This window comes from Agreia sp. Leaf244 (assembly GCF_001422695.1).
Lineage (GTDB): Bacteria > Actinomycetota > Actinomycetes > Actinomycetales > Microbacteriaceae > Agreia.
In genome coordinates, this window is sequence record NZ_LMLX01000002.1 from 292,535 (window position 1) to 319,529 (window position 26,995).

26 protein-coding genes are annotated in these 26,995 nt (G+C 68.0%); 15 read left to right on the plus strand and 11 right to left on the minus strand.

Annotation, left to right across the window (positions count from 1 at the left end):
• Window positions 1-12: 12 nt before the first annotated feature.
• Complete coding sequence (locus ASF06_RS19400) at window positions 13-1,083, minus strand: LysR family transcriptional regulator (RefSeq protein ID WP_055944755.1); 1,071 nt, start codon at window positions 1,081-1,083, stop codon at window positions 13-15.
• 60 nt (window positions 1,084-1,143) lie between these two features.
• Between ASF06_RS19400 and ASF06_RS06270 the strand changes: the two genes are divergently transcribed.
• Both ASF06_RS06270 and ASF06_RS06275 read left to right on the plus strand, forming a co-directional pair.
• A complete protein-coding gene (locus tag ASF06_RS06270; RefSeq protein ID WP_055944757.1) occupies window positions 1,144-1,578 on the plus strand; it encodes a DUF5997 family protein in 435 nt (144 codons plus the stop codon).
• A 20-nt stretch (window positions 1,579-1,598) separates the two neighbouring features.
• Window positions 1,599-2,687, plus strand: coding sequence for a VIT1/CCC1 transporter family protein (locus ASF06_RS06275; protein WP_055944760.1), 1,089 nt, complete (start codon window positions 1,599-1,601; stop codon window positions 2,685-2,687).
• Between the two features lie 60 nt (window positions 2,688-2,747).
• Here ASF06_RS06275 and ASF06_RS19820 read toward each other — a convergent pair whose 3' ends face one another.
• On the minus strand, window positions 2,748-2,885 hold the full coding sequence (locus ASF06_RS19820) for a hypothetical protein (protein ID WP_200920326.1): 138 nt from the start codon (window positions 2,883-2,885) through the stop codon (window positions 2,748-2,750).
• Between the two features lie 104 nt (window positions 2,886-2,989).
• Window positions 2,990-3,604, minus strand: a complete 615-nt coding sequence (locus tag ASF06_RS06280) for a DUF2510 domain-containing protein (RefSeq protein ID WP_055944763.1) — start codon at window positions 3,602-3,604, stop codon at window positions 2,990-2,992.
• A gap of 141 nt (window positions 3,605-3,745) precedes the next feature.
• Here ASF06_RS06280 and ASF06_RS06285 point away from each other — a divergent pair, with 141 nt between their 5' ends.
• Entirely contained in the window at window positions 3,746-5,017 is a 1,272-nt protein-coding gene (locus ASF06_RS06285; protein WP_055944766.1) for an MFS transporter, read from the plus strand.
• Here ASF06_RS06285 and ASF06_RS06290 read toward each other — a convergent pair.
• Window positions 4,962-5,405 carry a nitroreductase family deazaflavin-dependent oxidoreductase gene (locus ASF06_RS06290; RefSeq protein ID WP_055944769.1) on the minus strand — a complete coding sequence of 148 codons (444 nt, stop codon included), beginning with the start codon at window positions 5,403-5,405 and terminating at the stop codon, window positions 4,962-4,964. The two genes, ASF06_RS06285 and ASF06_RS06290, sit on opposite strands and share 56 nt — an antisense overlap.
• A 130-nt stretch (window positions 5,406-5,535) precedes the next feature.
• Here ASF06_RS06290 and ASF06_RS06295 point away from each other — a divergent pair, with 130 nt between their 5' ends.
• Window positions 5,536-6,192: a hypothetical protein gene (locus ASF06_RS06295; RefSeq protein WP_055944772.1), complete on the plus strand. Its 657-nt coding sequence runs from the start codon at window positions 5,536-5,538 to the stop codon at window positions 6,190-6,192.
• Window positions 6,189-6,863 (plus strand): DUF4166 domain-containing protein, encoded by a 675-nt coding sequence (locus ASF06_RS06300; protein ID WP_055944775.1) that lies wholly within the window; start codon window positions 6,189-6,191, stop codon window positions 6,861-6,863. The genes ASF06_RS06295 and ASF06_RS06300 overlap by 4 nt, the downstream gene beginning before the upstream one ends.
• Here the strand turns inward: ASF06_RS06300 and ASF06_RS06305 are convergent.
• Genes ASF06_RS06305 through ASF06_RS06320 form a run of 4 tightly spaced genes read right to left on the minus strand, consistent with a single transcriptional unit; the run spans window position 6,832 to window position 10,903 of the window.
• Window positions 6,832-7,716, minus strand: coding sequence for an EamA family transporter (locus ASF06_RS06305; RefSeq protein ID WP_055944778.1), 885 nt, complete (start codon window positions 7,714-7,716; stop codon window positions 6,832-6,834). The two genes, ASF06_RS06300 and ASF06_RS06305, sit on opposite strands and share 32 nt — an antisense overlap.
• Window positions 7,713-9,380: an FAD-binding oxidoreductase gene (locus ASF06_RS06310; RefSeq protein ID WP_200920327.1), complete on the minus strand. Its 1,668-nt coding sequence runs from the start codon at window positions 9,378-9,380 to the stop codon at window positions 7,713-7,715. Before ASF06_RS06310 ends, ASF06_RS06305 begins: the two co-directional genes overlap by 4 nt.
• Entirely contained in the window at window positions 9,377-10,126 is a 750-nt protein-coding gene (locus ASF06_RS06315) for a lysophospholipid acyltransferase family protein (RefSeq protein ID WP_055944781.1), read from the minus strand. Before ASF06_RS06315 ends, ASF06_RS06310 begins: the two co-directional genes overlap by 4 nt.
• The gene (locus ASF06_RS06320) at window positions 10,127-10,903 is read right to left on the minus strand and encodes an SDR family NAD(P)-dependent oxidoreductase (protein WP_055926966.1); all 777 of its coding nucleotides are present in this window, start codon (window positions 10,901-10,903) and stop codon (window positions 10,127-10,129) included.
• A gap of 71 nt (window positions 10,904-10,974) precedes the next feature.
• On the opposite strand from ASF06_RS06320, the gene ASF06_RS19985 reads away from it, so the two are divergent.
• The 4 genes from ASF06_RS19985 (at window position 10,975) to ASF06_RS06340 (ending at window position 15,976) form a co-directional block, all read left to right on the plus strand.
• Entirely contained in the window at window positions 10,975-11,793 is an 819-nt protein-coding gene (locus ASF06_RS19985; protein WP_055944785.1) for a hypothetical protein, read from the plus strand.
• Window positions 11,794-11,804: 11 nt separating this feature from the next.
• The gene (locus ASF06_RS06330) at window positions 11,805-14,093 is read left to right on the plus strand and encodes an SDR family oxidoreductase (protein WP_235500920.1); all 2,289 of its coding nucleotides are present in this window, start codon (window positions 11,805-11,807) and stop codon (window positions 14,091-14,093) included.
• Window positions 14,094-14,107: 14 nt separating this feature from the next.
• Window positions 14,108-14,896, plus strand: coding sequence for a hypothetical protein (locus ASF06_RS06335; protein ID WP_055926962.1), 789 nt, complete (start codon window positions 14,108-14,110; stop codon window positions 14,894-14,896).
• A gap of 96 nt (window positions 14,897-14,992) precedes the next feature.
• Window positions 14,993-15,976, plus strand: coding sequence for a Gfo/Idh/MocA family protein (locus ASF06_RS06340; protein WP_055944788.1), 984 nt, complete (start codon window positions 14,993-14,995; stop codon window positions 15,974-15,976).
• A gap of 88 nt (window positions 15,977-16,064) precedes the next feature.
• Here ASF06_RS06340 and ASF06_RS06345 read toward each other — a convergent pair whose 3' ends face one another.
• Window positions 16,065-16,577, minus strand: a complete 513-nt coding sequence (locus tag ASF06_RS06345; protein WP_055944790.1) for a hypothetical protein — start codon at window positions 16,575-16,577, stop codon at window positions 16,065-16,067.
• A 379-nt stretch (window positions 16,578-16,956) separates the two neighbouring features.
• Here ASF06_RS06345 and ASF06_RS06350 point away from each other — a divergent pair, with 379 nt between their 5' ends.
• The 4 genes from ASF06_RS06350 (at window position 16,957) to ASF06_RS06365 (ending at window position 20,680) form a co-directional block, all read left to right on the plus strand.
• Complete coding sequence (locus tag ASF06_RS06350) at window positions 16,957-17,670, plus strand: cohesin domain-containing protein (RefSeq protein WP_055944791.1); 714 nt, start codon at window positions 16,957-16,959, stop codon at window positions 17,668-17,670.
• A gap of 71 nt (window positions 17,671-17,741) precedes the next feature.
• Window positions 17,742-19,592 carry an amidase family protein gene (locus tag ASF06_RS06355; RefSeq protein WP_055944793.1) on the plus strand — a complete coding sequence of 617 codons (1,851 nt, stop codon included), beginning with the start codon at window positions 17,742-17,744 and terminating at the stop codon, window positions 19,590-19,592.
• Window positions 19,593-19,714: 122 nt separating this feature from the next.
• Entirely contained in the window at window positions 19,715-19,957 is a 243-nt protein-coding gene (locus ASF06_RS06360; RefSeq protein ID WP_235500921.1) for a hypothetical protein, read from the plus strand.
• Window positions 19,958-20,365: 408 nt separating this feature from the next.
• Window positions 20,366-20,680, plus strand: a complete 315-nt coding sequence (locus ASF06_RS06365; protein ID WP_055944800.1) for a hypothetical protein — start codon at window positions 20,366-20,368, stop codon at window positions 20,678-20,680.
• A 240-nt stretch (window positions 20,681-20,920) separates the two neighbouring features.
• Here ASF06_RS06365 and ASF06_RS06370 read toward each other — a convergent pair whose 3' ends face one another.
• Window positions 20,921-22,081, minus strand: a complete 1,161-nt coding sequence (locus tag ASF06_RS06370) for an epoxide hydrolase family protein (protein ID WP_055944803.1) — start codon at window positions 22,079-22,081, stop codon at window positions 20,921-20,923.
• A 122-nt stretch (window positions 22,082-22,203) separates the two neighbouring features.
• Between ASF06_RS06370 and ASF06_RS06375 the strand changes: the two genes are divergently transcribed.
• Both ASF06_RS06375 and ASF06_RS06380 read left to right on the plus strand, forming a co-directional pair.
• A complete protein-coding gene (locus ASF06_RS06375; protein WP_200920328.1) occupies window positions 22,204-22,776 on the plus strand; it encodes a TetR/AcrR family transcriptional regulator in 573 nt (190 codons plus the stop codon).
• 482 nt (window positions 22,777-23,258) lie between these two features.
• Window positions 23,259-24,692, plus strand: a complete 1,434-nt coding sequence (locus ASF06_RS06380) for an alanine--tRNA ligase-related protein (protein ID WP_055944809.1) — start codon at window positions 23,259-23,261, stop codon at window positions 24,690-24,692.
• Between the two features lie 119 nt (window positions 24,693-24,811).
• Here ASF06_RS06380 and ASF06_RS06385 read toward each other — a convergent pair whose 3' ends face one another.
• Window positions 24,812-26,875, minus strand: a complete 2,064-nt coding sequence (locus ASF06_RS06385; RefSeq protein WP_235500922.1) for a bifunctional lysylphosphatidylglycerol flippase/synthetase MprF — start codon at window positions 26,873-26,875, stop codon at window positions 24,812-24,814.
• Between the last annotated feature and the right edge of the window lie 120 nt (window positions 26,876-26,995).

A 26,995-nucleotide genomic window follows, 5' to 3' on the forward strand; every position in this document is an offset into this window, starting at 1 on the left:
ACCCGCGTTCGGTCAGCGGCCCTTCTTGCGGTAGCCGCCGGAGGGCCGCGGCTTGCGGGCGGTGCCGAGCGGGCGCGGCGTCTTCGCGGCGGCGCCCTTGCCGGAACCGGCTCCCTTGCCTGAGGCGGCTCCCTTGCCTGAGGCGGCTCCCGTGCGGGGCTTCTTCGGGGCGGCTGCGCGCGGCTTCTCCTCGGGGGCGGAGACGGCCGCCCGCGAGCTCGACGTGCGGCGGCCGCGCACGATGCCGATGAACTCCTCGATGCGCTCCGACGTCTCGTCTGCGAGCCAGACTATGGCGATCTGCGTCTCGGGAAGGTCGAGCACCGGGCGGGCGACCACGTCTTTGCGGGCGTGCAGTCGGGCGACCGAGTGGGGAAGCACGGCGATGCCCGTTCCCGCGGCCACGAGGTCGATGGCGTCTTCGACGGACGCGGGCGCCGGCATGTCGACCCTCGTGCCCTCGATCATCTCCGTTGCGTGTTCCGCCCATCCCTCGACCTCGGCCGGGTCCTGCACGAGATGCTCGTCGAGCAGCTCGGCGAGGCGCACCTCCTCGAGCAGGGAGAGCGCGTTGTCTTTCGAGACGACGACCACGGGCACCTCGTCGTAGAGCCGGATGGCGCTGAGACCGTCGCGCTCGATCGGCAGGCGCACGAACGCCACGTCGACGGTCGCGTCGCGCACCCCGGAGACCCGCGCATCCTCGGCGACGGGCCGCACCTCGAGCGGGATGTCGGGGTGGCGCTCCGCCCACTCGGTGGTCCACTTCGTGACGGTCACGCCGGGAACGAACGACAGTCGGAACGGAACGGGCTTCGCCGCCTCCTCCGCCTCGAGGGCTGCGCGCTCGTCGCCCGCCACGATCAGAGCCGGGGCGTCGTCGAGAAGCTGCCGTCCGGCATCCGTCAGCACCGTGCCCTGCTGCTCGCGATCGAACAGCGGGTAGCCCAGAAGCCCCTCGAGTTCGACGATCGCCTTGCTCAACCGGGTGCGGGCGATGCCCAGTGACGCGGCGGCGCGCCCGAAATGGAGCTCGGTGGCCACGGCCGTGTACCAGCGAAGTGTGGTCGGATCGATCTGCACGAAAAGCTCCTCACGCCTCGCGCCGGGCTTCCGGCGCGGTCTCAGGCTACCCTTGGCATCATGACGCCCGCGAAAACCCCCCAGACCATGAAGCCCGCGACGGCGGCCAAGAAGCTCGGCGTGCTGCTCGAGGCCACGCCCGCAGAATTCCAGCAGGGCACGGTCACCCGCACCGAACTCGACGAGCTGCTCTCCACGCCGCCCGAGTGGGTGGTGCAGCTGCGCCTCGCCGGTCCGCACCCACGCCAGATCATCGCATCCAAGCTCGGCGTCACCATCTCGGGCCTCGCCCGCGGCGGCGTCACCGAGCCGCTCACGACGGCCCAGATCCAGGACCTGCTCGCCAACAGGCCCGAGTGGCTCGTTCGCGAACGCGCCACGCAGGCCGAGGTGCGCCGCGAAGCCGCCCGCGTAAAGCAGCTCAACGAAGACAAGGCTCGCAAGGCCGCGCACGTCGCGCGCCAGGAGAGCCAGCGCGCCGCCGCCGGCAACTGACCGAGTCCGACACCGCCGCCGTGAGCAGCGAGGCGCAGCGCACCCCGCGCGCATCCGAGATTCGCCGTTGGCGCGGCTACCTGGCAGACGAGCAGCTCGAGGCCGCCGTCTACCGAGACCTGGCCTCGAGGCGCACGGGCGAGGAGCGCGAGATCCTGCTCGCCCTCGCCGAGGCCGAGGCAAGGCACGAGGCCCATTGGCGCGACCTGCTGGGCGACCAGATCGGGCCGACCCGTCGGGGCGCCCTCCGCACCCGCGTGCTCGGCTTCCTCGCCCGCCGCTTCGGGTCGGTATTCGTGCTGGCGCTCGCCCAGCGAGCAGAGTCGCGCTCCCCCTACGACACCGATTCGGATGCGACGGCCGCCATGGCCGCAGACGAGCGCATCCACGAGGAGGTCGTTCGAGGGCTCGCCACGCGGGGTCGCATGCGGCTGAGCGGAACGTTCCGCGCGGCCGTCTTCGGCGCCAACGACGGACTCGTCTCCAACCTCGCGCTCGTGATCGGGATCTCGGCCAGCGGCGTCGGCACCAACGTCGTGCTGCTCACCGGCATCGCCGGCCTGCTCGCGGGAGCCCTGTCGATGGGAGCCGGCGAATACGTTTCGGTGCGATCACAGCGCGAACTGCTCGAGTCGTCGACTCCCGATCCCGGGGCGCGCACCGCCGTGGCCGACCTCGACGTCGACGCGAACGAGCTCGCCCTTGTCTACCGTGCTCGCGGAATGAGCGAGTCGGAAGCCGACGCCCATGCCGCCGAGGTGCTGCAGACCCACGACCTGGCGCTGACGGCCGACCCGGCCGTGCACGCCGAGAGCGACGAACACGAGGCCGTGGGCACGGGCATGAGCGCCGCCCTCTCGAGCTTCTGCTTCTTCGCATCGGGCGCGATCATCCCGGTGCTGCCCTACCTGTTCGGCCTGTCCGGACTCGCGGCCCTCGTCGTGGCCGCCGTGCTCGTGGGCCTGGCGCTGCTCGGCACCGGCGCCGTGGTCGGCATCCTCTCCGGAGCGTCACCGCTCAAGCGCGGACTGCGCCAGCTCGCGATCGGCTACGGCGCCGCGCTCGTGACCTACCTGCTGGGCCTGCTCTTCGGCACGACCGGGTTGTAGACCGCAGACGTGAGAAAGCCCCGCGCATAACAGTCATGCGCGGGGCTTTCTCAGACCTGGCTACTTCTTCTTGACGTTCGTCACCGCGTCGGTCGAGTGGTTCACAGAGCCGCTCTTCGTCTTCTTGTCGGCGCGCTTCTCTTTGAGGCTGCGTGCGGCCGGCTTGGCTACGGCTTTTCGTGCGGACTTCTCGCCCATGGTGTACTCCCTCGTTCCGAGAGCCCGGCTGACTCCGTACCTGTGACCCTAGGCCCCGTTGGCACCGACGTAGGACCTTCAGCGGCGACTTGGCAGCAAGCCGCTCAACTGAACCCCGGCATGACGGCCATCGCCGTCGACATCGCGCCGACGACCTTGGCGATCACGACGATCATCGAGACCACGAAGACTGCGATGTAGACCCAGATCGGCAGGAGGCCCCTGCCGGAGCGGCGACGCACGATCACGGATCGTCCGATGATGTAGACGATTCCGCCGAGGAAGGCCCACGCCCAGTGGAACGGCCGGTCGAAGCCCCGCTGCAGCAGCACCCGGCGATCGAGGAACGCGAACAACACGCTCACTCCGTAGATCAGCCAGCCCGTTCCCTGCTCTACGAGGTAGCCCGGGTCGGAGTACTGCGCGAACGGGTCGTCGGTCGACATCGACGCCCTCAGGTAGGAGTCCATGTCCCAGAACAGCAGCGTCACGAGCGACAACAGCGGCAGCAGCACGATCAGCCAGATCCAGGGCGTGTAGATCGGCGTGGACGGGTCGACCCGCCGGGGCTCGTTGCTCGCGTACACCTGCAGGGCCGGGTCCGAGACGTGCTGCGTCCATTGCTGACCGTCCCACCAGCGCGTGCCCTGGCCTCCCGATGGATCCGGGTACCATCCCGCGGGCTGGGTCTGGCCGGCGTAGTCGTGTGGATTCGTCACTGAAGCTCCTTTCGGCGCGCCCGGAGTGGCGTCGCCTCCAGCATAGGGAGGCCCTGCTCTCGACTAGGCTCATTCGCGACGTCACCCTCGAGTCGCCGGCGGGCATCCCCGCCTTCGTGCTGTGACCGTAAGGCATGGTCGATGGCAATCCGGCTGCTGGGCTCCTACGCCGACATCCTCTCCAACCCGGGAACCGTAGCCTTCAGCGTGGCCGGATGGTTCGGGCGCGTCTCCCGTTCGACCGCCGGCATCGCGACCGTGCTCCTCGTGGCCGGCGCGACGCAGAGCTACGCGCTGGCCGGCCTGGTCTCGGGCGCGATCATCGTGGGCATCGCCGTGGGCGGGCCGCTCTGGTCACGGGCCGTCGACGCCCGGGGCCAGTTGCCCGTGCTGCCGATCGGGCTCGTCGCGTCGATGCTGTCGGCGGTCGCCCTCGGCACGGTCGTGATCGTCGACGCGCCGGAGTGGAGCTGGTTCGTGGCGGCCTTCCTCGTGGGCCTCACCTCGATAGACATGGGGTCGCTGGCCCGGGCGCGCTGGTCGGGAATTCTCACAAAGCCTTCGCAGAGGCACACCGCGCTCGCCCTCGAGTCCGTCAACGACGAGCTGGTCTTCGTGATCGGGCCGCCCGTGGTCACCGTGCTCGCAACGACGCTCGGCCCCGTCTACGGCTTCGCCACGGGTATTGCCGTGGGCATCCTGGGCGGTGTCGCGCTGCTGCTTCTGCGCTCGACCGCGCCCCGGCCTGCCGCCGTGATTCCGGATGCCGGCGCAGAGCGCACGTCCGCCGCACGGCACCGCGCGCGGCTGCCCGGCGTCGTCATCGGAATTCTGCCGATGTACTTCGGGGTCGGCCTCGTCTTCGGCTCCGTCGACCTCTCGGCCGTCAGCGTGTCGGCCTTCGCCGGACAGCCGGCGAGCGCGGGCCCGATCCTCGCCGTCCTGGCGCTGGGCAGCGTCGTCGCCGGCGTCGCGTTCGGCCCGCTCAGCGCGTCGTGGCCCGCCGGCCGCCGCGTGCTGGTCACCGGCATCGCCTACGCGCTCGTGATCCCGTGGATCGTGCTCATCCGTGACCTGGGCACGCTCACGGCGGCCGTGCTCCTCGCGGGTCTCGTGACGACCCCTGTCCTCATCTCCGGCATCTCGCTGATCGAGGTGCGCGTCGACCGCCGACGGCTCACCGAGGCGCTCTCCTGGCCGTCGGTCGGCCTCGCCGTGGGAGTGACGGTGGGGTCCGCGGTGGCGGGCGCCCTGATCGACGCCGACACGGCGTTCTCGGGCCTCACGGTGACCGCAGCCGGCGCGATCGTCACGGGCATAGCCGGCGCCGTCGTCGGCCTCACAGGAGGCCGGGAGCCTACTCCGGCTGCCGGAGAGCCAGAACGAACAGAGGAATCTCGCGCTCGGTCCTGACCTGGTAGTCGGCGTAGTCGGGGTACGCGTCCACGGCCCGCTCCCACCAGAGAGCTTTCTCGTCGCCCGTCACCTCGCGGGCCGTGTAGTCGTTCTTCTGCGGGCCGTCCTGCAGTTCGACGTGCGGCTCGGCCAGCAGGTTGAAGTACCAGACCGGATGCTTGGGCGCGCCACCGAGAGACGCGACGAGGGCGTACTCGCCGTCGTGCTCGACGCGCATCAGCGCGGTCTTGCGCAGCTTGCCCGACTTAGCGCCGACCGAGGTGAGCACGATCACCGGCATGCCGCGCAGCGTTGTGCCGCGCGTTCCGCCGGAGCCCTCGTACTCCTCGACCTGCTCGCGCGCCCAGTCGGACGTGCTCGGTTCGTATTCACCGGTCAATGGCATAGGGGGGCCTTTCGGTCGGTCGTCGTGGCGGCGGGGGAAGCGCGCACAGGGGCCAACTGCCGACCCGCCCGGGGCATTCCAGCGGCCACGATACGCTGGCATTCCGGTGAGACGAAAGACGAGTGGCTGCATGACAGGATCGCGGCGCGCCCTCTATGTCGAGACCCGCATCGAGGCCCCGCTCGACGAGGTCTGGCGCCTCACGCAGACCCCGCAGCTGCACTCGCGCTGGGATCTGCGATTCAGCCGGATCGCTCCCGAGCCCGCACCGCCCGACGCCGTCGGAGCGGCCGACCGACCGACCCGCTTCCGCTACGAACGGCGCATTCCGTTCCACACGATTCACGGCTCGGGCGTCTCACTCGGCGAGCGCGACGGCGAGAACGGCTCGCGCACGTCAGCCCTCGTCTTCTCGACATCCGACCCGCTGTCGCCGCTCGCGTCGGGCCGAGGATACTGGCGCTACATTTCGATGGCCGACGGCACGACACGGTTCATCACCGGGTACGACTACGAGCCGTTCTTCGGCCGTATCGGAGCGCTTCTCGATCGGCTCGTGACCCGGCGCCTGGTCTGGTGGATGACGGCGTGGAGCTTCGACCGCCTGCGCATCTGGGCCGAGACCGGAACCCCGCCCGAGTCCTGGCCGCTCGCATCCGTTCTCGCCGTCTGGCGATCAGACCGGCCTCGCGCACGCCGATGCCAGGCGCGGCCACCCCGCTCCGCCCGATCGCACGATCCGATGGCGAATGCGCCCGGCTCGCTGGCGGGGCTGACAGAGTCGTGACCGGCATCTTCGAGACCGCGCTGGGAGACGACTTCGCACGCCTCCACCCCATGATGCGCCGCAGGTTCGGGGTGGGGATCGACGCCGGGTATGCCTGCGTGGGCACCGGCGTGATGACGCGCATCCGTCGGGGACCGTGGTGGACCATCCCGTTCCTGTGGGTGGGGCGGATCCGGAACATCCTCGTGCCGATCCAGGGTTCGGACGTGCCCTTCACGGTCGAGAACTACCCCTACGTCGATCCGCTGGGACGCGAGACGATCACGTTCGTGCGCACCTACGGCGCAGGAGCGCGCCCCCACCGCTTCGACGCGACCATGATCTACAGCGAGCGAGCGGCACGGGTCATCGACTACCTCGGCACCCACCAGCACCTGGCCGTCGACCTCGAGCTCTCCGTCGGCGACGACGGCTCGCTGCTGCTGCGCTCGGGCGCCCAGCGCTTCTACGAAGGACCGATCGCGTTCCGCTTCCCCATGCTCTTCAGCGGACGGGCCGACCTTCGCGAGAGCTACGACGAGTCGGCCGGCGTCTACCGCATTCGACTCGAGGTCACCAACGACCGGTTCGGCTTCCTGTTCGGCTACGAGGGCTCGTTCACCTGCGCGTTCCCCGAGGCGCGCGACGCGCCTGCCCGGCTCAGACCACGTCGGCACGAGCGACGGGAGTAGACCCCGGTCGCGCGCTGCGCACCGCCCCGATGCTCGCCGTCACGACGAGGGCGATCGCGATCACCCCCACGATCGAGATGTGCTGGGCCAGCAGGACGACTCCGGCCAGGGCGGCGATCGCGGGCGCGAGGCTCATGAGAATGGCGAAAGTCGACGAGGGGATGCGACGCAGCGCGAACAGCTCGAGGGCGTACGGGATCGTCGACGAGAGCACGGCGACGGCCGCTCCCAGAAGCAGGATGTCGGGGCGCACGATCGCGGGGCCGGCTGCGGCGAGCCCCAGCGGCAGCGTGAGAACGGCGCCGATCGCCATGGCGAGCGCGAGCCCGTCGAGTCGGGCGAAGCGGCTGCCTGTGCGCGACGACAGCAGGATGTACCCGGCCCAGCTCGCTCCGGCGCCGGCGGCGAACAGCACTCCGACGGGGTCGAGCTCTCCGAAGCTGCCCTGACCCAGCAGGAAGACGCCGACGAACGCCAGCACCGCCCAGAGCCAGCTGGATGCGCGCCGGCTCGTCGCCACCGACAGGATCAGCGGCCCGAGCACCTCGATCGTTACCGCGGCACCCAGCGGGATGCGCGCGAGCGCCTCGTAGAACAACCCGTTCATCACCGCGAGGGCCACGCCGAACAGCACCACCGTCATCCAGTCGCCGCGGCTGCGGCCGCGAACCGAGGGGCGCGCGATGGCGAGCAAGATCAGGGCGGAGAAGGTGAGGCGCAGCGCCACCATGCCGAGCGCACCGACGCTCGGAAAGAGCAGCACGGCGAAGGCCGCCCCGACCTCCTGGCACGCCAGCCCGGCGACGACGAGGCCCGCCGCGCCGACGGGCCCGCCGAGACGGGCGCGGCTCATTCGTCGAGCAGAACCTTGCCCGGGTTGAAGTGGCGACCCGGGTCGGCCGAGCCGAACAGTCCGCGCATGATCTTGACGCCCTCGGTCGAGATGTCCTGCTCCATCCACGGGGCGTGCTCGAGGCCCACTCCATGGTGGTGCGACAGCGTTCCGCCCGCGTCGATGAACGCCTGCTGAATCGCGCCCTTCACCACGTCGTAGTTGGGGATCGCGTCGCCCGTGTCGAGGTAGGCGAAGGTGAAGTAGAGGCAGGCGCCCGAGGTGTAGGAGTGGGACAGGTGGGCCATGATCCAGCCCTTGACCCCGATCTCGTCGAACGCGTGGTTGGCGCTGGCGATCACGTTGCGGTAGAGCTCGGGCAGCTTGGCCCAGGGCGCCGCGGTCTCGGACACGTCGGCGGAGCCTCCCCAGTCGAGGAACCAGTCCCGGATGTACGGGGTGTCGAACTTCTTCTGGTCGTAGAGCACGCCAGGGCCCTTGCCCACGGTGATTCCGCCGTGCTTCTTGACGATGCCGGCGATGATCTTCTGGTTGGTCGCGACCAGCTCTTCGCCACCCTCGTTGCCGACGAACGACAGGCACATCTTCTCGGTGTCCCAGCGCTTGGCCTTCAGGAAGACGCCGAGGCCCTTCGTGGCGAGGCCGGAGAAACCCTTGCTCTTCTTCGACGTCGCGAACGAGAACAGCGTCTCGTTGCCGTCGGAGACGCGGGTGATCGAGGGCGTGGCATCGCTCTCCGAGATCTCACGCATGGCCGCGAGTCCGGCGTCCCAGGTCGGGTAGAGGTAGGCGAGGATCTCGCGCTTGGCCGGGATGCGGTGGATCTGCACGGTGACCTCGGTGATGACACCGAGGCGCCCCTCGCTGCCGAGGATCATCTCGCGCACGCTGGGCCCGGTCGAGGTGCTGGGCAGCGGCCGCAGAACGAGCACGCCGCCGGGGCGAACGACACGCAGACCCTTGGCAATATCGGCGATGTCTCCGAACTTGTCGCTCTGCATGCCGGAGGAGCGCGTGGCCACCCAGCCGCCGACGGTGGAGTGGGTGAAGCTGTCGGGGAAGTGTCCGAGGGTCCAGCCGGCCGCGTTCAGCTCGGCCTCGAGGTCGGGGCCCTGGGCGCCGGCCTGGATGCGCGCGAGGCTCGAGTCGGCGTCGACCTCGATGACGCGATTGAGCCGGCCGAGGTCGAGTGACACCACGGTGCGCTCCTCGCCGGCGAGGGGCTCGAGGCTGCCGGCGATGTTGCTGCCGCCGCCGAACGGAATGAGCACGGCGTCGGCCGCGACGACCGCGTCGACGATCAGACGCACCTCGGCCTCGTTGGCCGGGTACACCACCACGTCGACGGCGCGCGGGAAAGCGCTGGTGCGAACGCGGATGAGGTCGCGGATGCTCTTGCCGAAGGTGTGCACGACCCGCGACATGTCGGCGGTCTCGATGTGCTCATCCCCGACGATGCCGGTCAGGAGCAGGACGAAGGCCTCCGGGGCACGGCTGGAGGGGACATCGATGTCGTCGAATGCCGGCGGCTCGCCCTTGGTCTTGGTGAGGTCGAGACCGAGGTTCTTCTTCACGAAGGGGGCGAAACCCGGCTTGTTCTCGTGGTGGAATGCGACGCCGTCGACGCCCCAGCCCCACCATTTCATGTGCTTGACATCGCTCACTTGAGGGCTCCTCTTGATCGGGGGGACTGGCCAAGGATAGTGGCCGAATGAAGGTCGTGCAGGCGCAGGATCTCTTGCTTCGTGCGCTCGGCGAAGTGGCCGGGGGTCTCGCCCGCGACGGGCCTCAGGGGTTCGCCGAAGACGACGCCGACCGGGTACCGCCCTCGACGGGGCCAGTTGGCACCACGCGGGTGGGCGACGTGGGCGCCGATGAGCGCCATTGGAATCGTGGGCACGTCGCAGGATGCCGCGAGCGCGGCGGCACCGGGCTTGAAGGTGCCGACCTCGCCGTCTTTCGACCGGGTTCCCTCGGGGAAGATGAGGATGGGGATGCCTCGCGACAGCAGAGACCGGGCGCTCATCGACTTGGCCTTCGACTCCATGCGCTTCACCGGAAACGCATTGAAGAACAATGCCGTGAGGCCGCGCCGCCACCAGACGGCGAAGAAGTAGTCGGCGGCCGCACCCGTGGCCAGGTACCGCGCAAGCCGGCGGGGCAGGGAGCCGACGATCAGCGGGGCATCCAGATGGCTGGAATGGTTGGCGACGACGACGAAGCCCCCCGACAGGTCCTTGAGCTTCTCGCGACCGATCACGGTGACGCGAGTGAGCGACCAGATGAGGGGCTTCAGCAGCCCGCGCTGAACGAGAAAGCGGGCGGCCGCGACGCTGGGCGAGTTGAAACGGTCGCGCACGCCGGCAACGACCTTGGCGGGCCCCGAAGGGGCGGGTTCTTCTGCAGCCATCTAGGTGACCGGCTTCTTTCGACTCGATGAGATCGACCCGGAGACTGCGCGTATCGCACTCCTCGGTGCGTGGCGAGCCAACCAGATGAGGGTTCGGTACCGAACAGTCGGTATGGAGATTACCCTGCCCCGGTCGACGTCGCGCAAGCATGCCGTGACAAGTTGTTCGGCGTCGAGCCACAAGAAGTTTGGAATGCTCGACGCCTTGATCCCGGCGCGCTCGTGAAACTCGGTGTGCACCCAGCCCGGGCAGAGCGCCGTCACGCCGATCCCCGTGCCGCGCAGCTCGACGGCGAGTCCCTCGGTGAACGACGTGACCCAGGCCTTGAGCGCCGAGTAGGCGCCCATGGTCACGAAACCGGCCGTGCTCGAGACGTTGACGATCTTTCCCGAGCCGCGGGGCAGCATCCCGCGTGCCGCGGCACCCGACAGCACCAGCACGGCGCGGCACATGACCTCGAAGGCCTTGTCGTGGGCCGAGACGTCGGAGTCGATGAGCGACGTGTGCACGCCGAACCCGGCGTTGTTCACCAGCATGTCGATCGGACGGGAGGCGTCTTCGAGCCGTTCGGCGACCCGCGCCACGTCGGCCCGATCCGCGAGATCGGCGGGGAGGATCTCGACCGAGCGGCCGAGGGCGCGGATCTCTTCGGCCATCTCCTCCAGTCGCGGAACGCTCCGAGCGACGAGAACAAGGTCATATCCCTGCGCGGCGAGGGATCGGGAGAACGCAGCACCGATGCCAGACGTTCCTCCCGTAACGAGAGCTACAGCCATGGGGTTAGGTTAGTCTGCTCTTCACGGCGTCGTTTACGCACGCGGGTTTTCGACCAGTCGGCAGGGCTTTCATGACATCCACAGATGCAACTTCGAGTGCGCGGTTCGACGTGCGGGCATTCGCCGGCACCGCCCGCGGAAATCTCCGTCCCGAGCTCCAGCTCGAGGCCTACGACGGCGCGCAGCTCTCGGCCGAAGCCGTGCATCTGCTGCGCTACCTCGGTCGTCTCGAGAGCGCCACGATGGAGCAGCTGCGTAACCTGCTCGTGACCGCCACCCACAAAGACGCGCGCGTCACCGCGTTCCTCGTCACCTGGGCCTTCGAGAAGTTCTGGATCGCCGACGCCATCGACCAGATCCTCGTGGCCAACGGCAGCACCGGCGCCCAGGTCGGCGATGAGGGCGCACCGCGCTCCGACCGGTCGGAGGCGGCCGAGCGCCGCGGCCCCATCCGTCGCGCCATCCTCGCCATGGGGCAGGGTGTTCCGCTCACCGGCGTGCACATGACCACGGGCCTCGTCGACGAATGGGTCATGGGCACGGCATACGCCCGATTGGATGCCCTCGCCGGCCACCCGACGCTCAGCACCACTATCGACACCATCCGGAGTATCAAGAGCCGGCACGAATCGTTCTTCGCCGAAGAGGCGCGACGCAGGCTGGCCGACTCGTCCAAGACCGTCAGGCAGGCGTCCGCTCACCTCGCGCTCGCCGCCTGGCCGATCGGAGCCGTCGACCGCTCCGATGCAGACCGCACCTTCTTCGAACAGACCGTCTTCGGCGGTGCCGACGGACTCCAGCGCGCAACCACGATCGGAAACAGAGTGGCAGAACTTCCCGGCCTGACCCCGCAGATCGGCGACGCCGTCGCCCGGAAGCTGCGCTCGTGAGCGGCCCGAACGTGACCGACACAGTCGTGACCGGCGACCTCGGCAACGCGCACGTCTTCATCACGGGAGGCACGGGCTTCGTGGGCCAGGCCATCGTCGAGAGGCTGCTCTCGTCGCATCCCGACACCACGATCTCGCTGCTCATCCGCACCAAGGGCAGCACGACGGCCGAAGACCGCCTGCGCACACTGCTGCGCAAGCCGGTATTCGGGCCGTGGCGAGAGCGCGTCGGCGAGGCCGAGGTCGAGCGCGCCGTGCGCGAGCGACTGCGGGTGATCGAGGGCGACCTCGCGACCGTGCCCGCTCTGCCCGACGATCTCGACGTCGTGATCCACAGCGCATCCACCGTGTCGTTCGACCCGCCCATCGACCAGGCGTTCGAGACCAACCTCGGCGGGGCCATCGCCCTCTACACGGCGTTGGCCGAATCGGGCAGCGACGCCCACGTGGTGCACGTCTCGACCGCCTACGTCGGCGGCCTGCGCAAGGGCATCGTTCCCGAGGGGCGCCTCAAGCACGAGGTCGACTGGCGCGCAGAGCTCACCGCGGCCAGGGATGCCCGGGTGCGGGTCGAGATGGCATCGCGCCAACCCGAGACACTGCGCACCTTCATGTCGGATGCGCGCGCCGTGCACGGCAAGGAAGGCCCGCAGGCGGTCGCCACGGCCGCAGAGACCGGCCGCGTCGAGTGGGTGCGCGAGCGCCTCGTCGACTACGGCCGCAGCCGGGCGCAGAGTCTCGGCTGGACCGACGTGTACACGCTCACGAAGTCGTTCGCCGAGCGCGCCGCCGAAGAGCTGTGGCGCGAGACCGGCCACCGGCTGTCGGTCGTGCGCCCGGCCATCATCGAGAGCGCGCTGCGGCACCCCTACCCCGGCTGGATCGACGGCTTCAAGGTCGCCGACCCGCTGGTGCTCGCCTACGCGCGCGGCAACCTCACACAGTTCCCCGCCCTGCCCGACACCGTGCTCGACGTGATTCCCGTCGACTACGTGGTGAACGTCATCCTCGCCGTCGCGGCCACCCCGCCGACGCCCGAGTCCGAGGTCGACTCCGCGTACTACCACGTGAGTTCCGGCGCCCGGAACCCGCTGCCAATCCACCGCATGTTCACGAACATGAACGAGTTCTTCACGGCCAATCCTCTGCCGCACGAGAGCGACGGGCACATCGAGGTTCCGTACTGGACCTTCCCCGGAACCCGCAAGGTCGACCGGGTGCTGCACAACCAGGAGATCTGGAACGCCCGACTCGAGAGGGCGCTCGAGCGCCTCCCCTCGACCGAGCGCACCCGCGTGCACGTGAAGAAGGCCCTCAAGCGCAAAGACGACCTCGAGAACCTTCGTACCTTCGTCGAGCTCTACCGCGCCTACGTGCAGACCGAGATCATCTTCGACGACCGCAACACCCGGGCGCTGCACAACTCCCTGCCCGCCGAGCTGCGCGACGACATCGGATTCGACGTGACCGCCATCGACTGGGAGGACTACCTGCAGAGGGTGCACTTCCCGTCGATCACCGCTCTCACCCGCGCGTTCTCGCTGCGGCCCGCCGCGTCGGAGCGCGTGGCCAAGGCGCTCCCCGAGCGCAGCGACGTTCTCGCCGTCTTCGACTTCGAGGGCACCGTCGTCGACTCCAACATCGTCGAGCAGTACCTGTGGGTGCGCTCGGCCGGCTTCCGCAAGGCGGCCTGGCCCAGCGAGGTGGCGAGCCTGCTCACCTCGCTGCCGGGCTACCTCAAGGCCGAGCACCGCGATCGCGGCGAGTTCATCCGTGCATTCCTGCGCCGCTACAGCGGGATGCCCGCGAAGCGGCTCGAGAAGGTCGTGTCCGGCGGATACCGCGAGACGCTGCTGCGGCACACGATGCCGTCGGCCATCGCGCGCATCGAGGAGCACCGCGCCGCCGGCCACCGCACCGTTCTCGTCACCGGATCCATCGGCATCCTGGCCTCGCCGCTCGCCTCGCTCTTCGACGACGTCATCGCCGGATCGATGCACGAGCGCGACGGAATCCTGACCGGCTACCTGGCCCAGCCACCGCTGGTCGACGAGGCGCGCGCGGCCTGGCTGCGCCGCTACGCCGAGACGCACGGCATGGACCTGTCGAAGTCGTACGGCTACGGCGACAGCCACGCCGACCTGGTGTGGCTGCAACTGCTCGGCAACCCCACCGCGATCAACCCCGACACCAATCTCTCGCGTGAGGCGCTCCGAAGAAGATGGAGCATCCACAACTGGAAACGCGGCGCCCGCGGAGCGTCCGCACTACCGCAATTCGCGAAGGGAACCGGAGAGTAAACTCTCCTCACACCATGGCATTCGACGTAGACAAATACACCGCCACCTCGGTGAGCGTGAACTGGGACGACCTCGACCTCGAGCGATTCCGCGAGCACCCTCTGCCCGAGGGCTCCCTGCGCACCCTGCGTTATATGGCCGATGTGGAATATCACACGGTCTGCTACACCCGTGACCTGCTCACCACGCCCTCCCACAAAGAGGCCGAGATGGGCGCGTTCATGACCATGTGGAACCGCGAGGAGTTCTGGCACGGCGAGGCCCTCGCCACCGTTCTCGGCATCCACGGAATCCACGTCGACTTCGACGAGCTCAAGGCCAAGCGACTCAAGCTCGGCTGGCGCGACAAGCTCGACCCCATCAAGCAGTCCGTGATCGGCAAGGTCGTGGGCGCCGACTTCGTGGCCGTGCACATGGCCTGGGGTGCAGCCAACGAGTGGTCGGCGATCACCGCCTACAACCGCATGGCCGCACTCGAAGAAGACCCGGTGCTGGCCGAGCTGCTCAAGCGCATCGCCAAGCAGGAGGCACGCCACGTGGCGTTCTACACCTCGCAGGCGCGCGAGCGTCTGGCGAAGAGCACGAAGGCGCAGAAGTTCGCCCGCTTCGCCCTCAGCAACTTCTGGGCACCGGTCGGCTCCAGCATCATGGAGAAGAACGAGGTCAAGCACGTGATGGGCCACCTCATGGGCGGCGAAGAGGGCCGCAAGGCCGCCCGCAAGATCGACACCGCCATCAGCGGACTGCCAGGCCTCGAGGGCCTCACGATCGTCGACGACTCCCTCAACGCCCTCGGCGTCTAGCCGCGCCCGCTCCCTGAGCCTGTCGTTCCCTGAGCCCGTCGAAGGGCGACTCCGTTTCAGGGGGCGATCCCGATCGCCATGTGTCACGCTGGACCCATGCTCAGAATCGGAATCCTCGGCGCGGCCGGCATCGCCCCGAACGCCATCATCATCCCCGCACGACGACGTGACGACGTCGAGATCGTGGCCGTCGCATCCCGCAGCGAGTCGTCGGCGAGCGCCTACGCGGCGACTCACTCGATCCCGCGCTCCTACGGAGGCTACGAGCGACTGCTCGCCGATCCCGAGATCGACCTCGTCTACAACGCCCTGCCCCCGTCCGAACACTCCCGCTGGTCGATCGCGGCCCTCGAGTCGGGCAAGAACGTGCTCTGCGAGAAACCCTTCGCCATGTCGGCCGACGAAGCCAAACTCATGACCACGGCCGCCACCGACACGGGCCTGCGCCTCATCGAGGCGTTCCACGACCGCTACCACCCGCTGAGCACCGAGATCGACCGCATCGTCGCGTCGGGGCGCCTCGGCGAGATCGTGTCGGCACACGCCGACTTCACCGCATCCATTCCGTTCGACCCCGCGTCGATCCGCCACGATCCGGCCGTGGGTGGCGGCTCGCTCATGGACCTCGGCTGCTACCCGCTGCACCAGTTGCGCGCGTTGATGGCGAGCGAGCCCGAGGTTCTGGATGCGACGGCGACGGTCAACTCGATGGGCGCCGACCTCAGCATGGATGCGTCGCTGCGGTTCGCATCGGGCGTCACGGCCCGCATGACCTGCAGCATGGTCGAGGATTCTGAGCTGAACTCCTCTCTCGATGTGGTGGGCACCCTCGGCAGCCTGCACGTCGACAACCTCGTGTTCCCGTCGAAGGGGCACACGATCAGCGAGACCCGAGACGGCATCACCCGCAACTCCACGGTGGCCGGGCTCGAGACCTACGACCACCAGCTCGCGGCAGTCGTCGAGGGTCTGGCGAGCGGCGAGCGGCTGCTCACCGAGGGCGCGGATTCGGTGGCGCAGATGCAGGCCATCGACGCGATCTACGACGCGGCGGGGTTCGACCGCGCGGCACTTCGCTGAGGTGACGATTCGGTGCACAGCACTCCGCTGAGATGACACCTCGGGCCGACCGAAGTGCCACCTCGCGAGCAGCATCTCGCCGAAAGCGTCAATCCAACGTGAGCACGCTGACGCGGTCGGCGAGGTAGCGGTCGAGGGTCGAGACTCCGTGGCCGGGGCTCGAGCGATCCCACTGCACGACGACCATGCCGTCGCGAACCTGCAACGGGCCCGAGCCGGCATCCAGGCTCTCGTCGTCGAGCGCGAGCGGAACGAAGCGGTGGTTCACGACCTCGCCCTCGGGAAACTTGCCCCGTGCCGCTGCGCGGCGATCGTCGCGTCTCGCTTCGGCCTCGGCCGACCGGTTCGTGACCGCCCGCAGCGGCTCGATCGCCCGGGTCACGTCGCCCGTCTCGTAGACACCGCCGTCGCGATCGACCAGCAGAACACCGAGTCGCCAGGCCCGGCCCGCGGGGGTGATCATGGGCGCGGTCTTGAACACCGAGAATCCACGCGGCTCGCGCATCACGCCGAGCGCCTCGTCGTGCACGCCCTGGCTCACGAGCGAGTCGATGGTGCGGGCCACCAGCCGGCGCACCTGCGCGGAGGGAGACTCTTCCATGGCAGCAGACTACTTGCGTCCGCGCTCGGAACACGCTGACCCTGGCGGCGCGTACACCCCGCCGTCGCGCACAGACCGGCGCTATTCGGGTCGTTGATGAGGCATCGGGGCCTCGATCGGCCCTCCGGTGCGATGATCCTTCGACTTTGTTACCAGCACGAAACATCGGCGAAACGGTGCGGATCGTGCCCGCGGATACTGTGATGGTTCCTGCACCACTCTCCCGCTGACCGCACCCGATCCCGTCGGCGACCCGCTCCCCCTGCTCGACAGAACCCCCGGCCACGTGCCGGAACTGGCCCGCACACGGAGCTCTTCGTCGCGCCCGTCGATAGGTCGATCAGCATCCCCACAGTGAAGAAAGAAGGACCACGTCCTGATGAAACACACCGCATCTCGCCTGCGAGCAGTCCTCGCCGCCGGCGGCATCGCCCTCGGCCTCTCGATGGTCGCGGCGTCACCCGCACTCGCCGCCCCCACGACCACCGTGACGATGACCGCGACCCCCGAGGTCGAGGCCGGCAAGGCCGTCGACGTCTCTGTCGCACTCGCCGGAACGGTAGACGCCTACAGCTACGCCATCACGGTCACGTTCGACCCGGCTCTGCTCGACTATGTCGACGACAGCGCATCCGAGGGTCCGGCGGGTGGATTCGACAGCGTCGAGGAGGCTGCCGGCAGTGTCACCATCCTGCACAGCCGTCTCGGAACGTCACCCGCCCTCGCGGGCGACCTGGCCGCATCCCTGCAGTTCATGAGCCTCGCCGCCGGCGACGCGACCCTCACGACATCCGTGACACTCGTCGACACGGTCGGCGCGACCACCGTTCTGGCAGACGCCGCGACCGCGCCCGTGACCATCGCGGCCGTTCCCGTCGAGACCACGCCGCCGACCACGCCGCCGACAACGACGCCACCGACATCGGGCGGCGACACGACGTCCACCCCGACCGCCGCTCCCGCCTCGTCGAACAACGGCGACGGCTCGCTGGCCATCACCGGTTTCGGCGCCGGAGCCCTGGCCGTCTTCGCCATCGCCCTCCTCGGCGTCGGCTTCGTGGCGCTTCGTCGCCGGTCTGCGAGCGCCCGATGAGCCGCCGACCCCACACCCCCGAATCCGCATCCGGGATCGCCCGATCCCCCTTCTCGCAGAGGAACACCCCCGTGATCTCACGACGCGTTCGCCACACGGCAATCGCAGCGACAGGCATCATCTCGGTGCTCGCCGTCGGCACTCTCGCGGCCGCTCCGGCCAGCGCCGATCCCGTTGTCGCAGAACCCGCGACCGCCGTTTTTCTCTCGCCGTACTACACCGAACTCGACCTGACTGGCGACGCCCAGGTCACCGATGACGACCTGCAGCTGCTCGCCGACAGCCTCGGAGCGACGAGCTCGTCGCCCGAGTGGGCCTCGGTGCAGACGGGCGATGTGGATGCCGATGGCACGATCACGGTGACAGACATCGCCGCGGTCTCCAGCCGCATCATCTACGACGACGGCCCCTTCGACATCATCGAGGCGTCGACCATCGACATGCAGGCCGCGATGAACGCCGGGGTCACCACCTCGGTCGCGCTGACTCAGGAGTACTTCGACCGCATCGCGGCCTACGACAAGGCGAAGATCGATCCGGCCGAGAGCGGCCGCGCACTTAACTCGATCATCACGACGAGCACCGTCGCGCTGGAGGCCGCCACGGCTGCGGATGCGACGCGCGCCGAGCAGGGAATGACGAGCATGCTTCTCGGAATTCCGATCGCCGTGAAGGACAACTACGACACGGCCGACATGGTCACGACCGGCGGCTGCGGCTGCTGGGACGCGAACCAGACCTCCGACGACGCGTTCATGGTGAAGAGCCTGCGCGACGCGGGAGCGATCATCCTCGCCAAGGCCAGCCTCGACGAGTTCGCCTTCGGCTTCGCCTCCGAGTACTCGTCGTTCCAGCCCGCCGGAACGTCGACCCTCGTGGCGAGCCCGTATGCGACGAGCAAGACGGCCGGTGGCTCCAGCGGAGGAACGGGAGCTGCGATCGCGGCGAACCTCGCCGGCATCGGCTTCGGCACCGACACGGGTGGCTCGATCCGGATCCCCTCGACGTACAACCAGCTCGTCGGCATCCGGCCCACCGTCGGCCTGACCAGCCGCGACGGCATCATCCCGCTGGCCTTGAGCCAGGACACCGGCGGACCGATCGCACGCAGCGTCACCGATGCGGCCGTCGCGCTCGACGCCGTGGTGGGAGTCGACCCCAACGATGCGATCACGGCCGAGCAGACAGGACTGGTTCCCGACTCGTACACGCAGTACCTCGACCCGACGGCACTGGCCGGCACCCGGATCGGCTTCTCCGCATCCATGATCGGCGCGAACCCCACCGACGTGCGCCTGTGGGCGGCGGCGAAGGCCACGCTCGAGGCGCAGGGCGCCACCGTGGTGGAGCTCACAGGTACCGACGCGGCACTGCTCACGACCGTGATGGGCGAGGGCAGCGGAAGCACGAACGAGTTCAAGCACGACCTCGCCGTGTACGTGCAGAACCACCTGTCGCCGGCCGTCACGGCGCGAAGCCTGACACAGATCGTGGACTCTGGCACCTTCGTGCCGTCACGCAAGAGCACCTACGTTCAGCGCGAAGCGATCACTGAGGAGACCTACCAGAACTGGGCAGGCCCGACCGGAACGCACACCGCGTTCATCGCCAACGCGAGCACGAACGTGACCGCCCTGATGGACTCGCTCGACCTCGACTCGATCGTGTACCCGTCGGGCACGCCCTACGGCACCAACGGCAGCAACATGCGGCTGAGCCCGAACACGGGCATGCCCGCCGTCACGGTTCCGATGGGCCAGACGTCGACCGACGACGGCGTGAACGCCGTTCCGAACGCGGGGGTCAACCTGGAGTTCCTCGGCCACAACTACGACGAGGGCACCCTGATCGGCCTCGCGTACGCGTTCGAGCAGGCCACGCACTACCGCACCACCCCGGCGCTGTACCCGGATCTGCCCTAGTCGGCAGGCCCTCCGGCGCTGGTTCCGGATGCCCGTCTCCCCCGCTTCGTGCGGTGGGAGGCGGGCATTCCGCGATATGATTAGTGCACTAATCATTTCAGCGCCAAGCATTCGAGGATCAGTTGACCAGGCCGGCACGCAAGCCCAACCCCATGAACCCCTTCGACGGAAAGCCGGGGTTCATCAACAACCTCAACCGCATCGTCTACTCGTTCACGGGGCCGGCGCAGGTCGGAATCGGCCGACCGGAGGATCCCTACGTGGCGCCGACCGACCCGCACTGCCCTCTCTGCGGCAGGTCGATGGCGCTGCACACCATCGACAGAAGTGGCGAGCGCACGCAGTTGCACTGCCCGATTTCGTAGCGCGACGCTGCGTTTTTGCGTCATCGACCGTGCGCGATTGCGTCACGTTGGGGGCGCGAGGTTGGTGCTGATCAACGTGGTCGGGGAGCATTCCTGACAGCACCCGCTATAACACGAATCGTGCATTCTACAAGCGCCTCGCCCTCGACCCCGTCTCGCTGAACGGAGCCACCAGCGGGACTACCGCACGAGAATTCACGGGGATCGAAACTCTGACTAAGTTCGCGTTCCGTTATTTTCCGTGCACTTTGCTTAATCGAGACATTGAAGTAAGAATGAGCCTTACTCGATCGCATGAGTGAAGGTCTCAATGCTGGGGGGCAGCTGGCACTACCGTGCCTGCTGTTGATCGAGTACAACGCAGGGGGGACTCGCTCCCTCTTCTCTTTGAATCGAGTTGGACTTCACATGAACAAGAACGTGGGCCTCACACTGTCTCTTGGCCTCGAAGAGGCACTGGCCAACACGCTCAATGCGTGGGGAAGCCGCCATGGTCTAGCCGCTCTGACGTGGCGAGTAATGCCCTTCGCAGAGAGCCCATCCCTTGAAGGACGCCCCCTCGATAAAGAGGTCGACCCTGAGGAACTCACGCGACGATGGGCAGCGGCCCTGCAGATGAGGATGAACTCGTATCCGCTGCGCGCCGACGTATCGACGTGGTTCCTCGACCTGGACGCTTGGTACATAGAGATCTCCTCCGAACCGCTCTTCTTCGGCGAGTGAGACCATCAGGGTCCACGCGAGAGTCCTCGATACAACTTTTTCGCCAGAGGTAAAGCGTCGGAGATTGCTGCTGGCTCGCCTGAGCGCGACATAGGTACTCGGCGCTGCCGTATCGGCGCAGGCCGGCTGGGATTTTCGACGGCACCGCACGCGATCGACCAACCCGTCGGGCGCACTCGGTTGCCTACATCCACCCACCGGAACGGGCCGCAGAACCCGACGGCAGGCATCCAGTCACGCCTATACGCGGAGGCTCCTCAGACCAATACGAAGCTCATCGACCAGAATCTGCGGCTGCTCGAGGGCAGCGAAATGGCCGCCCCTCTCGGCCTCGCCGTAGCGAATCAGATCGCTGTAGGCATCCTCGATCCAGCTTTTCGGAAGCAGCGGAATGTCGCGAGGGAACACCGTCACGGCGACCGGCAGCGAGAGCTTGGGGCCGGCCATCGTGGCCGATCTGTTCTCCCAGTAGATGCGCGCCGACGAGGCCGCGCTGTTGGTGAACCAGTAGAGCGAGATCGCGTCGAGCATCGCGTCGACACTGAGGGCATCCTCGGCACGGCCGCGATTGTCGGTCTTCGACTGGAACTTCTCGTAGATCCACGCCGCTTGACCGACCGGAGAGTCCGCGAGCGCCAATCCGATCGTCTGCGGCTTCGTGCCCTGCACATGATTCGAACCCCCGAGTGGCCCGCCATAGAGGGCGAGACCCTCGACCGCGCGGCGCTCGTCGTCGGTCAACACGTCGGGGATCGTCTGCGGGAACGCATACGGCGTGCTCAGATGGATGCCGCGCAGCCCGCGCGGTCGCGCGGCTCCCATGGCGGTGGTGACGGCCGCTCCCCAATCGCCGCCGTGCGCCAACCAGCTCTCGTAGCCGAGGCGGCGCATCAGCTCGGCCCACGCGTCGGCGATGCGTTCGACGTTCCAGCCAGTGTCGGTCGGCTTGCCCGAGAAGCCGAATCCGGGCAGCGAAGGGATGACGACATCGAACGAGTCGCCGACGGTGCCGCCGTGTTCGGTCGGGTTCGTGAGCGGTTCGATCAGGTCGACGAAGTCGAGCACGGAGCTCGGCCACCCGTGCGTGAGAAGCAGCGGCATGGCGCCGGGGTTCTCCGACCTGACGTGGATGAAGTGGATGTCGAGCCCGTCGATCGTCGTCACGAACTGAGGGAACGCGTTCAGCCTCGACTCGACGCGGCGCATGTCGTATCCACTCCCCCAGTACTCGACCAGCGATCGCATCTCGTCTGTTCGCACGCCTTGCGACCAGTCGGGAACCGTCTCCGGATCGGGCCAGCGGGTCGTGGCCAGTCGTCGGGTGAGGTCGTCGATCTCGGATTGCGGGATCGCGAGATGGAAGGGGCGGATGTCTTCCGGGGCGGGTGTAGATGCGGTCATTGTCTGTCTCCTGAGTTCCTCGTTTGCGTGCTCATGGGATTGCACACTGGTGTGCAGACTACGCAATTGCACACCAGTGTGCAATCATGGATTTATGCAGCTGACATGTGGGGCGACGTCGCGTGAGTGACCCGGGGAGCGACACGAAACAGCGGATCCTCGACGTGGCGATCGACGTTCTGGGCAAGAATCCTGACGCGGGCATGGGCGAGATCGCGACGGCTGCGGGCGTTGTTCGACGCACGGTGTACGGCCACTTCCCGTCGCGATCGGACCTGGTGCACGCGCTCACCCGTCGCGCGGTCGAGGAGATGTCTGCGATCCTTGCCGACGTCGCCGCGACCGACCGCGCTGCCGACGCGGAGTGGGCCGACTTCATCAAGCGACTCTGGCCTCTCGTGCACCGGTACCGCGTGCTCGTCGCGCTGCGGCGCGGGGAGTTCGGAGCCGACATCCATTCTCTTCTGCGCCCTGTGGACGAGATTCTCGCCGACCTTGTAGAGCGAGGGCAGCGCAGCGGGGCATTCGGCCGGCACCTGCCCGCTGATGTTCTCAGCCAGGTCGCGTGGTCGGGAGTGTTCACCATTGCCGACAGTGCGCTGTCGCGGGAGACCCTCGACGCCTCGGCGGCCGCGCTGACGAGCCTGCTCTTGCTGGGGGTTCCGGAGGCACGAGCACGGACGCTGATTGAGTAGCCGCTCGAGGAACGTGCGGGTGTATCGACGTCACTCCCTTCGACAGGCTCAGGGAACGGAACGTGACAGCAGCGTTCCCTGAGCTAGCCGAAGGGCCTCGCGCTAGACCGCAGTTCTGATGGCGAACTCCGATCATCGTTTGCGTAGCCGCAGCTGGCGCTAAATGAGGACAGAGTGCTCGGGCAGGGCTTTTGGGGCGATTCGGCCCCCAGATCTCCGCGCCGTGGAGTGAGGTGGAACGAAACTGTCCTCAGTTAGCTGGCGGACTCGTCGACCACGTCGTGCTCCTGCAACCTACAGACGCACATTTAGAGCAACATGCCGCTCTCACAGCTCGAGCGATGGCGTGTCGACCGATTTGTGCTCCGCTAGGGACTGGGCGGATGCCTCGAGAGTCTCAGGGAACGTAGGCAGGCCCTTCGACAGGCTCAGGGAACGGGCGCAGCTACGCGATCGGGCGGCTCGTGTGGAACGCTTGGACGATGGACGCCCATGACATCCGCAACTCGTTCCTGACGTACCTCGAAGAGAGGGGGCACACCGTCATCGAGCGGGCGCCTCTGGTTCCGAGGGGCGACACGTCGACCCTATTCAACGGAAGCGGCATGCAATCGCTCCTTCCCTACCTGCTCGGGCAGCAGCATCCGGCCGGCGTGCGCCTCACCGACAGCCAGCCGTGTGTGCGCGCCCAGGACATCGACGATGTCGGCGACAACCGGCACACGACGTTCTTCGAGATGCTCGGCAACTGGTCGCTCGGCGACTACTTCAAGGAGACGCAGATCCGCCAGTTCTACGGCTTCCTCGTCGACGTGGTCGGCCTGGATCCGGCGAAGATCTACGTCACCTGCTTCATCGGCGATCCCGCCAACGGAATCCCGCGCGACGACGAGGCGGCATCCATCTGGGCGTCGGTCTTCGCCGAGCGCGGCGTCTCGAACGGCATCGCCGAGATCGGCTCGCAGGCGGATGGCGACGCCCGGGGTGTGCGGCCCGGCGAGCGCATCTTCTTCTACGACGGCGGCGAGAACTGGTGGTCGCGCGGCGGATCGCTCGAGGGCACACCGATCGGCGACCCCTGCGGGCCCGACAGCGAGGTGTTCTACGACTTCGGCGCAGAACATCAGGATGCGTCGTACGGCCTGGCACATCCGGCCAGCGACGGTGGGCAGTTCATGGAGATCGGCAATCAGGTCTTCATGCAGTACCGGCGGCGAGACGACGGCTCGTTCGAGGAGCTCACCAAGCGCAACGTCGACTTCGGCGGCGGCCTGGAGCGGATCGCAGCGGCCTCGATCGGCTCCGATGATGTGTTCCGCATCTCGCTGCTGTGGCCCATCATCGAGTCGCTGCAGCAGCTGACGGGTCGCCGCTACGAAGACGAGACGGCGGCGATGCGGATCATCGCGGATCACCTGCGCGGAGCGACTTTCCTCGCGGTCGACGGCGTGCGCCCGTCGAACAAGGAGCAGGGATACGTGATGCGGCGACTGCTGCGCCGTGCCATCAGGTTCGCGCTCTCGCTGGGCCTGTCCGAGAACTTCTTCTCCACCGTCGTTCCCGTGATCGCCGATCTGTACGCCTCGGATTACCCCGAGGTAGCCGTCGCGCGCGACGAGGTCATCGCCGTACTCGTGAAGGAGGAGACGGCGTTTCGGCGCACGCTGACCGGCGGGCTCCGCGCCCTCGCCGAGTATCAGGGGTCGACGCTGACCGGCCTCGACGTGTTCCGCCTGTCCGACACGCACGGCTTTCCGAAGGAGCTCTCCGTGGAGGAAGCGCGGCGCCTCGGCATCGACGTGGCCGAGGACTGGGAGTCGGGTTTCGCTGCAGCGCTCGAGGAGCAGCGCGCCCGTTCGCGCGGCGCCACGCGGCTCGGCGCGGCCGGGCTGCCGGGCGGCGGCGCGCCGGCCTGACCTGCGGGCATGCGTCGGCCAGAAGTGCAGCGGCGTGGCGCGGCTGTCTGGAGCCCGGCCACGTGCCGACCGACGCCCGGCCGCGTACCGGCCCGACCGCGCGGCCCTGCCGCATCCGGTCACTCGCGTCGCAGCATGTCGATGCCCGCGCCCGCGAACTGACGCAGCGTGGCATCGGGCAGAAACGCGCGTGTCAGCGCGGCACTGATGCGGGTGAGGTCGCCCTCGTCGCGGTAGAGGAGATAGATCGGCTCGGTGCGCGGATTGAACTTCTGCTTGAACCGGTGCAACGACGAGAATCCGTAGACGGGTTCGAGGATGCCGCTGAGCTGACCGAGCAGGTGCGCGATCGTGCCCTCGTCATCGGTCGCCTGATGCGCCAACGGAGCGCCTGACAGCGAGACGATCAACGCGCCCTCCTCGGCGAAGGTGCGCGCCGACGATCCGATCAGAAACTCCATGACCGCGCCGAAACCGCCGTCGCGCCGTCGCATGAGGTCGAGGGTCCAGCCCGTGTGGGTTCCCTCGGGCCCGTAGATCGGCAGCCAGCTCAGGAAGCCGTCGACGTCTCCGTTCGGCGACACGGCGAGGGCGAGCCGCACCTCGGGGTCTTCCGCTTCCTGCAGGGTGCCCAGCGTGAACCGCATCTCGGGCAGGTCCTTGTCGCCGACCCACGACTCGGAGATGGCGCGGAGCTGCTGGCGGATTCCCCAGGTCACCTCAGCCAGGGTGGTCATGCGGAACGTGATGCCCTCACGGTCAGCCTTGTTGATCGCTGTCCTGACGTGCTGCCAGGGCTTGCCCGTGAAGGCCAGACCGGGGAGATCGACGATCGTGTCATCGGCGATGATGAGGTCACGCCATCCGGAGGGAAGGCTGTCGCGGGTGTGCCGGCTCGAGCTGAAGAAGCACGGGATGAGGGAGTCGCGCTCAGCCGCGCTCACGAACTCGGCGATGCTCGCTGCGGCCGCCGATTCCGGTCCCAGCGGGTCGGCGAGCACGAGCGCCACGCCGACATGCTTCTGGTACGGGATGAGCCCCTGCTCTGTGCGGAAATACTCCATGCCCTCCCACGTCGTCATCCACGACAGGCTGCCTCCGCCGTATTGCGTGATGATCTGCCGGGCATCGTCGGCCGTTGGAGCGCCTTGTCCATGCCGCTCCTCGCCAGAGCCGAGCGGACGTTTACGGCGAGACCCGAAGGAGTGGCGTGTTGCGATGAGGTACAGGAGGAAGGCTGCCCAGATCACGGCTGTGGCGAGGAAGACGTCAACGTCTCCGAGGCCCAGGGGCAGATCGATGGGATCCACCACGATCGACAAGGTGAGATAGAGCCCGGCGACGGCGAGGTTCACGAGCGCCCAGACGATCGTCAGAACCCAGGCCCAGCGCCGCCCGAGACGCAGGCCGTTGGCGACGAAGAGGATCACCACGGCGTCGATCGTGGCCTCCAGCAAGGGGCCGTCTCCCGGGGCGGTCGGGCCGAAGGGCCCGTTGGTCGGCACCAGCAGGGTCAGAATCTGGATGACCCCGAGCGCGAGGCCCCCGGCGAAGGCCAGGAGCCGCCGCTCGCGGAGGCTCGCCCGCTTGATGTGAAACGACCTGTCGACGGCGAGCACCAGGATCACCGCGAACGCGTGCTCCAGATCGGCGAGCGTGCCGAGGAACAGCACGCCGATGGCCGCATAGCCGACCACGATGAGCCAGCCGCGCTGTCGCCACGGCGACGGGAACAGGCTGACACAGGCGGCAAAGCACGCCATGGTGCCACCGGATGGGCCGGCATCCAGCATGCCGGCGAGATCGACGGCCCAGGGCCACGGAAGCAGGCTGGCCGCCCAGAGGAACGCCGCCGTGGCGAGGACCGCGACGATCTGGCCGACCCAGAAGTAGGTCATCGCGACCCTGGTTCCGCGGCGCCATTCCAACAGCCCCACGAAGACGAAGCCCGCTATCGCGACCGCGTAGGTCCAGGGGGTGATCACGAAGAAGGTGCCCGTGAACGGCGTCCACCACCGGCCATCTTGAAGCGCGGGCAGGCCGTAGGCGACGGACTCCCACCACGGCTGCTTCGGCGTCGACACCCAGAGGCCCTGGCCTGCTACTCCGATGACGAGGACGACGGCGGCGAGGATGAGGGTCGCGGGGATGCGTGTGATGACGGATCGGACCGATGTGGTCACGGTGTGCCTCCGGGGCCTGGTGCGGGAATGCCTTTCAGGTCATTCTGGCCGAGATGGCGCTCGGCCACTCGTCGATATTCGCAACCGGGAACGACGAAACCCCCTGACTTCCTCGCTGAG

What these genes read in the sequence shown, in the direction of transcription:
- ASF06_RS06270 (WP_055944757.1), top strand. Translation starts at nt 1,144, where the DNA reads ATGACGCCCGCGAAAACCCCCCAGACCATGAAGCCCGCGACGGCGGCC.
- ASF06_RS19820 (WP_200920326.1), bottom strand. Translation starts at nt 2,885, where the DNA reads ATGGGCGAGAAGTCCGCACGAAAAGCCGTAGCCAAGCCGGCCGCACGC.
- ASF06_RS06285 (WP_055944766.1), top strand. Translation starts at nt 3,746, where the DNA reads ATGGCAATCCGGCTGCTGGGCTCCTACGCCGACATCCTCTCCAACCCG.
- ASF06_RS06290 (WP_055944769.1), bottom strand. Translation starts at nt 5,405, where the DNA reads ATGCCATTGACCGGTGAATACGAACCGAGCACGTCCGACTGGGCGCGC.
- ASF06_RS06295 (WP_055944772.1), top strand. Translation starts at nt 5,536, where the DNA reads ATGACAGGATCGCGGCGCGCCCTCTATGTCGAGACCCGCATCGAGGCC.
- ASF06_RS06305 (WP_055944778.1), bottom strand. Translation starts at nt 7,716, where the DNA reads ATGAGCCGCGCCCGTCTCGGCGGGCCCGTCGGCGCGGCGGGCCTCGTC.
- ASF06_RS06315 (WP_055944781.1), bottom strand. Translation starts at nt 10,126, where the DNA reads ATGGCTGCAGAAGAACCCGCCCCTTCGGGGCCCGCCAAGGTCGTTGCC.
- ASF06_RS06320 (WP_055926966.1), bottom strand. Translation starts at nt 10,903, where the DNA reads ATGGCTGTAGCTCTCGTTACGGGAGGAACGTCTGGCATCGGTGCTGCG.
- ASF06_RS19985 (WP_055944785.1), top strand. Translation starts at nt 10,975, where the DNA reads ATGACATCCACAGATGCAACTTCGAGTGCGCGGTTCGACGTGCGGGCA.
- ASF06_RS06335 (WP_055926962.1), top strand. Translation starts at nt 14,108, where the DNA reads ATGGCATTCGACGTAGACAAATACACCGCCACCTCGGTGAGCGTGAAC.
- ASF06_RS06340 (WP_055944788.1), top strand. Translation starts at nt 14,993, where the DNA reads ATGCTCAGAATCGGAATCCTCGGCGCGGCCGGCATCGCCCCGAACGCC.
- ASF06_RS06345 (WP_055944790.1), bottom strand. Translation starts at nt 16,577, where the DNA reads ATGGAAGAGTCTCCCTCCGCGCAGGTGCGCCGGCTGGTGGCCCGCACC.
- ASF06_RS06350 (WP_055944791.1), top strand. Translation starts at nt 16,957, where the DNA reads ATGAAACACACCGCATCTCGCCTGCGAGCAGTCCTCGCCGCCGGCGGC.
- ASF06_RS06365 (WP_055944800.1), top strand. Translation starts at nt 20,366, where the DNA reads ATGAACAAGAACGTGGGCCTCACACTGTCTCTTGGCCTCGAAGAGGCA.
- ASF06_RS06370 (WP_055944803.1), bottom strand. Translation starts at nt 22,081, where the DNA reads ATGACCGCATCTACACCCGCCCCGGAAGACATCCGCCCCTTCCATCTC.
- ASF06_RS06380 (WP_055944809.1), top strand. Translation starts at nt 23,259, where the DNA reads ATGGACGCCCATGACATCCGCAACTCGTTCCTGACGTACCTCGAAGAG.